This is a genomic window from Zemynaea arenosa (assembly GCF_004614185.1).
GTDB classification, from domain to species: Bacteria; Pseudomonadota; Gammaproteobacteria; order Burkholderiales; family Burkholderiaceae_D; genus Telluria; species Telluria arenosa.
On the sequence record NZ_SPVF01000149.1, the window covers coordinates 1 to 6,790 of the forward strand.

5 protein-coding genes are annotated in these 6,790 nt (G+C 67.1%); 3 read left to right on the plus strand and 2 right to left on the minus strand.

The annotated features are described in order from the left end of the window. Together ssb and E4L96_RS23695 are read right to left on the minus strand one after the other, a co-directional pair. Positions 1-425: single-stranded DNA-binding protein (ssb, locus tag E4L96_RS12060; RefSeq protein WP_135207471.1), on the minus strand; the 425-nt coding region annotated here is incomplete at its 3' end. 117 nt (positions 426-542) lie between these two features. Beyond that, the gene (locus E4L96_RS23695) at positions 543-1,301 is read right to left on the minus strand and encodes a class I SAM-dependent methyltransferase (protein WP_167758675.1); all 759 of its coding nucleotides are present in this window, start codon (positions 1,299-1,301) and stop codon (positions 543-545) included. A gap of 199 nt (positions 1,302-1,500) precedes the next feature. On the opposite strand from E4L96_RS23695, the gene E4L96_RS12070 reads away from it, so the two are divergent. The 3 genes from E4L96_RS12070 to E4L96_RS12080 form a co-directional block, all read left to right on the plus strand. Continuing rightward, positions 1,501-2,724, plus strand: a complete 1,224-nt coding sequence (locus E4L96_RS12070) for an aminotransferase class V-fold PLP-dependent enzyme (RefSeq protein WP_135207473.1) — start codon at positions 1,501-1,503, stop codon at positions 2,722-2,724. A gap of 210 nt (positions 2,725-2,934) precedes the next feature. Continuing rightward, the gene (gene uvrA / locus E4L96_RS12075; RefSeq protein ID WP_135207474.1) at positions 2,935-5,787 is read left to right on the plus strand and encodes an excinuclease ABC subunit UvrA; all 2,853 of its coding nucleotides are present in this window, start codon (positions 2,935-2,937) and stop codon (positions 5,785-5,787) included. Between the two features lie 333 nt (positions 5,788-6,120). Further along, positions 6,121-6,790, plus strand: a 670-nt coding sequence (locus E4L96_RS12080; RefSeq protein ID WP_167758676.1) for a cohesin domain-containing protein, incomplete at its 3' end; no start/stop codon positions are given.

Genomic DNA, 6,790 nt, shown 5'->3' on the forward strand with positions numbered 1-6,790 from the left:
GGCGGCGCCTGGCGCTGCGGCGCCGGACGGGCGGCCGGGGCGTCGTAGCCGCCCGCGTCGTCCATGCCCATGTCGCCCCCGCCCATGCCCTGGCGGCCGCCGAGCATCTGCATGTTTTCGGCGACGATCTCGGTCGCATAGCGCTCGATGCCGTCCTTGTCGGTGTATTTGCGGGTCTGCAGGCGGCCCTCGACGTACACGGACGAGCCCTTCTTCAGATACTGGCCCACGATCTCGGCCAGGCGGCCGAAGAACGAAATGCGGTGCCACTCGGTCTGTTCTTTTTGCTCGCCGGTGTTGCGGTCCTTGGAGCGGAACGACGTCGCCACTGCGATGTTGGCAATCGCGTCGCCACTCGGCATGTAGCGGATTTCAGGATCGCGGCCCAGGTTGCCAACGATGATGACTTTATTTACCGATGCCATGGCAGCGATCTTCCTCAACACAATGAATTTTTGAGTGTACCTTGGCGCTTCAGGCAGTGTCAATGAAGCGCCATGACGCACCTTTGAGGCAGTTCGCGGCGCGCCCGGCAGCTTCCGCTAGAGGCGCCCCGCCACCACGCTGAGCGGCATGCGGGCAGCCAGCGTCCCGCGCGCGGCGAAGCGTTCGCGGGCACCGCCGCACAGGCGCTCCAGCTCGGCCGCGACCCGCACATCCTGCCGCGCCAGCTTGTACGCCGACCAGGTCTGCACGTAGGCGATCATCTCTTCGATGGTCCAGCGCGCCTCGATGACGAACGGCGGCGCCGGCAAGCGCGCATAAGGAAATGCGATGTCCTCGTTCCGGTAGCCATTCCACAGGATCCGGTTGTTGGGCGCCCAGAACGGTTCCAGCAGCGCGCGCAGCGGCAGCGCAAATTCCGCCGCCACCTCGGATTCGCACTCGAACCACGAGTAGCCCCAGGCGCAAAACAGCGCGCCGGGCCGCGCGACCCGCCGCACTTCCGGCCAGAAACGCGCGGTGTCGAACCAGTGCAGCGCCTGCGCCACCGTGATGAGATCGAACGTGTGGTCCGCAAAGGCCGTGGCCTCCGCCGGCTGGGCGCTGTAGAACACATTTGGCGCGCGCAGCCCGGCGCGCACCTGTTCGGCGCTGAGGTCGGTTGCCTGGACCATGCCAAAATGCGGCGCCAGCCCCACCGCCGCCTGGCCATTGCCGGTCGCACAGTCCCACGCCGCCGCGCGGCCCGGGCACTGGCTGAGAATCCAGTCATACAGCGCCTGCGGATAGCGCGGCCGTGCCAGCGCATACTGGCCGGACTGCTGCGCGAAGGTCTGCTGGGCTTGCGACATCGTCATCTCCCTCGGCTGGACAATACGGACGAGTGTAGCGCAGCCCCGCCGCTCCCGCTGCCGCCACCCAACGCGGCGCCAGCCGACGAAAACCCCGCGCGCCGTCGCGCAATGCCGACGCGGCCGCCACCGCGAGGCGATAGGCCTTTCCTTCGCGCAGCTGCGCCCTACACTCAAACCATCGTCGCACCTGAGGAGACCGATCATGGAACGAGTCGACTGGCACGCGGTGGCCGCGCGCTTTGCATTCCAGCCGGGCCTGACCTGGCTGAACAATGGCGCTGCCGGCTCGCTGCCGCGCACCCTCCAGCAGATGCTGTCCACCGCGCTGACCGAGGCGGCGGCCGATCCCGGCCGCGCCACGCTCGATGCCAGCCACCAGGGCCCGCGCGCCCAGGTGGCCGCCCTGCTCGGCGCCGCGCCGGGCGAGATCGTGCTCACCGAGAATACGACCATGGGCCTGGCGATGACCCTGCTCGGCTTTCCATTCGAACCGGGCGATGAAATCCTGACCACCCAGCACGAGCATGCATCGCTGTGCTCGCCCTTGTCCCTGCTGGCTCAGCGCAGCAGCGTCAAGGTGGTCAAGCTGGCCCTGCCCTCGCCGCCGGACACGGCCGATGAAATCGTGCGCCTGTTCCAGCGCGCCATCACGCCCCGCACCCGCGCCATGTGCTTTTCGCATGTGACTGGCGCCACGGGCCTGCGCATGCCGGTGCAGGAGCTGTGCCGCCTGGCCCGCTCGTACGAGATCTTCACGCTGGTCGATGGCGCCCAGGCCGCCGGCATGCTGGAGCTGACCCTGAAGGACCTCGGCTGCGACGCCTGGGCCGGCGCCGGCCACAAGTGGCTGAACGGCCCGGCGGGCACCGGCATCCTGTATCTGCGCGACGCGCGCTACAACCCGTGGGACTTGGTGCCCATCCTGTCCGAACACGCCATGCACCTCGGCCCGGCCGCCACCATTGCGGACGCCTTGCAACGGCGCGCGCGGCTGGACGAGCCCGCTTTGGCCACCCTGGCCGCGGCGGCCGACCTGCAAGGCAGCATCGGCCCGCACGCCATCGAGGAACGGGTGCTGCACCTGGCCCACATCGTCGAGCAGCGCGCGGTGGACCTGTGGGGGCCGGGCTGCCTGTTGAGCCCATGGGGACGCGGCAGCGCGCAGGCACTGTCCAGCGGCATCAAGACGTTCGTGCCCGCACGCGATGGCACGCGGGCGCAGGACCAGGCGTGGATCCACGGCCTGGCGGACCGGCTGCGCCATGACTTCAATATCGCCGTGGCAACGGCCATTGTCCCGGCCCAGCCGCACGCGCCCGGCCCGGCCGCGCACGCGCTGCGCGTGTCCACCGGCATCTACAACTTTCCCGACCAAATCGACCTGCTGTTCACCGCGCTTGAACAACTGACCACACGTCCCCACTGAACGGAAGCGGGCTCTTTAAATGAGCCCATCCGTCCCCACCTCACTGGTTCCCCAGTACCCACAATTGCCGGGTGGTCAAGGAAAGTGACCACCTCGGCGAGCTGTGCTGAATACTGATAATATATACAGTGGTTGAGGCGGATCGCACCCCAGTCCCGGTTTGATAGATCATTCCAGCCTCGCGCATCCTTCTAACGAAAGCAGAGGTACATGGAACAGATCCGCATCCGCGGCGCCCGCACGCACAATCTCAAGAACATCAACCTTGATCTTCCGCGCAACCAGCTGATCGTCATCACCGGCCTGTCTGGCTCGGGCAAGTCCTCGCTGGCGTTCGACACGCTGTACGCCGAGGGCCAGCGCCGCTACGTCGAGTCGCTGTCGGCTTATGCGCGCCAGTTCCTGCAGCTGATGGAAAAGCCGGACGTGGACCTGATCGAAGGCCTGTCCCCGGCCATCTCGATCGAGCAGAAGGCCACCTCGCACAACCCGCGTTCGACGGTCGGAACCGTCACCGAGATCCACGACTACCTGCGCCTGCTGTACGCCCGCGTGGGCACGCCCTACTGCATCAATCACCCGGACCACGCGCTGGCCGCGCAGTCGGTGTCGCAGATGGTCGACGCCGTGCTGGCCATGCCGGAAGGGACCAAGCTGATGATCCTCGCCCCCGTGGTCGCGAACCGCAAGGGCGAGCACGTGGACCTGTTCCAGGACATGCAGGCCCAGGGCTTCGTGCGCTTCCGCGTGCAGAGCGGCGTGAACGACTCGAAGATCTACGAAGTCGACGACCTGCCCAAGCTGAAGAAGACCGAGAAGCACACCATCGACGTGGTGATCGACCGCGTCAAGGTGAACCCGGAGATCAAGCAGCGTCTGGCCGAATCGTTCGAGACCGCGCTGCGCCTGGCCGACGGCCGCGCCATCGCGCTCGAGATGGACAATGGGCAGGAGCACATCTACTCCAACAAGTTCGCGTGCCCGATGTGCGGCTACTCGCTGCAGGAGCTGGAGCCGCGCCTGTTCTCCTTCAATAACCCGATGGGCGCCTGCCCCGACTGCGACGGCCTGGGCCACATCGAGTTTTTCGACCCCAAGCGCATCGTCGCCTTCCCCAACCTGTCGCTGGCCTCCGGCGCGGTCAAGGGGTGGGACCGCCGCAACCAGTTCTACTTCTCGATGCTGTCCAGCCTCGCGAGCCACTACAACTTCGACATCGACACCCCGTTCGAGCAGCTGCCCAAGGCCGCGCAGGACGTGGTGCTGTTCGGCTCCGGCAAGCAGGCCGTCCCGTTCGCGTACATCAATGAGCGCGGGCGCACCGTGATCCGCGAGCACACCTTCGAGGGCGTGGTCACCAACCTGCAGCGCCGCTACCGCGAGACCGACTCGATGGCGGTCAAGGAGGAACTGGCGAAGTTCATCAACGAGAAGGAATGCCCGGCCTGCGACGGCGCGCGCCTGCGGGTGGAAGCGCGCCACGTGAAGATCGGCACCGGCAAGCAGCAGACCGCGATCTACGAGATCGCGAAAAAGCCGCTGCGCGATTCGCTGTCCTTCTTCGAGCAGCTCAAGCTCAAGGGCGCCAAGCGCGAGATCGCCGACCGCGTGATCAAGGAGATCACTGCGCGCCTCAAGTTCCTGAATAACGTGGGCCTGGACTACCTGTCGCTGGACCGCTCGGCCGACACGCTGTCCGGCGGCGAGTCGCAGCGCATCCGCCTGGCCTCGCAGATCGGCTCCGGCCTCACGGGCGTGATGTACGTGCTGGACGAGCCGTCCATCGGCCTGCACCAGCGCGACAACGACCGTCTGATCGCCACGCTGAAGCACCTGCGCGACATTGGCAACTCGGTGCTGGTGGTGGAGCACGACGAGGATGCGATCCGCACCGCGGACTTCATCGTGGACATGGGCATGGGTGCGGGCGTGCATGGCGGCGACGTGATCGCCCAAGGCTCGCTGCCGGAGATCCTGAAGAACAAGCACTCGCTGACGGCCAAGTACCTCAACGGCACCCTGAAGATCGAGGTGCCGAAGAAGCGCACCCAGGCCGACGAAGACCGCCAGCTGGTGGTGACCGGCGCGCGCGGGAACAACCTGAAGAACGTGGACCTGCACCTGCCGGTTGGCCTGCTGACCTGCGTGACCGGGGTCTCCGGCTCCGGCAAGTCCACGCTGGTGAACGACACGCTGTTCCCGTCCCTGTCGCGCCACCTGTATGGCTCGTCGACCGAACCGGCGCCGCACGACACCGTCAGCGGCCTGGAACACTTCGACAAGGTGATCGCGGTGGACCAGGCGCCGATCGGGCGCACGCCGCGTTCGAACCCGGCCACCTACACCGGTGTGTTCACGCCGATCCGCGACCTGTTTGCGACGGTGCCGACGGCCAAGGAGCGCGGCTACAGCGCCGGGCGCTTCTCGTTCAACGTCAAGGGCGGCCGCTGCGAGGCCTGCCAGGGCGACGGGGTGCTGAAGGTCGAGATGCACTTCCTGCCGGACGTGTACGTGCCCTGCGACGTCTGCCACGGCAAGCGCTATAACCGCGAGACGCTGGAAGTCCAGTACAAGGGCAAGTCGATCACGGACGTGCTGGAGATGACGGTCGAAGACGCGCACGAGTTCTTCAAGCCGGTGCCGCTGATCGCGCGCAAGCTGCAAACCCTGCTCGACGTGGGCCTCGGCTACATCAAGCTGGGCCAGAGCGCGACCACGCTCTCGGGCGGCGAGGCGCAGCGTGTCAAGCTGTCGCTGGAGCTGTCCAAGCGCGACACCGGGCGCACGCTGTACATCCTGGACGAGCCGACCACCGGCCTGCACTTCCACGACATCGCGCTGCTGCTGAAGGTGATCCACCGCCTGCGCGACCAGGGCAACACGCTGGTGATCATCGAGCACAATCTCGACGTCATCAAGACCGCCGACTGGATCGTGGACCTGGGTCCGGAAGGCGGCGCGGGCGGTGGCCGCATCGTCGCCAGCGGCACGCCGGAGGAGGTGGCCGACAATCCCGAGTCCGTGACCGGCAAGTATCTCAAGCCGCTGCTGGCGAAGAAGTAAGTCCGCCCCCTGGGCGGGACGGGGACGGTCCCAGCCGGGACGTCCCCGCTGATCTCCCGGCGGAAGCGCGTGTCAGCCTCCAGACTCCGCCCCCTCCTCCGCGCCGGCTGCCCGCCGGTGTCGCGTTCGCTTACAGCCAATCTCGCCACAGCCGGTGCACTGTGCCCACCGGCCTGTATGGTTATCGCGACATGAGCCCCCATGAGGGCTGTCGCATCCGCTTACAGCACGCGCGCGCAGCTGTTCCATCGGTAGCAGGGCTGCGGCGGCATGTTTATTGCAGAGCCTCCGCCAGGGCCGCTCGTCCGGCCATGCTACTCATGGAGGTGTCCGATGTTCACATTCATTGCCCGTTCCGCCGTGCTGCTGGTGGCCTTGCTCTGCCTCAAGGCACAGGCGGCGCCCATCCTGTTCCTGAGCCCCGCGGTGCAGACCGCACCATGGCAGTCTCCCGTCACTGTTGACCTGATGATCTCCGGACTCAAGAGCGAGGATCCGGCGCAGGTCCTCGGCGGTTTCGACGTGTCGCTGTCATTCAACCCGGCCTACCTGTCGCTGGCCTCGGTCGACTTCGGCCCGTTCCTGGGCGGCCCTGGCGAAACCTTCGACCTCGTCGAGGAGGACCTGTCCTCGCCGGCCGCCAGCATCGTGCGCCTGTTCTCGGTCTCGCTGCTGGAGGTATCGGACAGCGCCTGCATTTTCTGCACCGGTCCCTACCTGGCGAACCTGCAGGGCGACAGCTTCGCGCTGGCCCGGTTGACGTTCGACTGGCGCGCGCCCGCCCCCGGCGTGACCACCATCGACTTCGCCAGCGCGACCCTGGCCGACGGCTTCGGCGCGATCATCCCGATCGCGGAGCTGATTCCGGCGCAAGTCCAGATACCGGAACCGGCCGCTCCGGCGCTGCTCGGCCTGGGCCTGTTCCTGCTGGCCCGGGCGCGCCGCGGTGGACGCGCATCCCCGCAGCGCGCGCGCACGCACACGCCCCCCCGCTGCTGGAAGG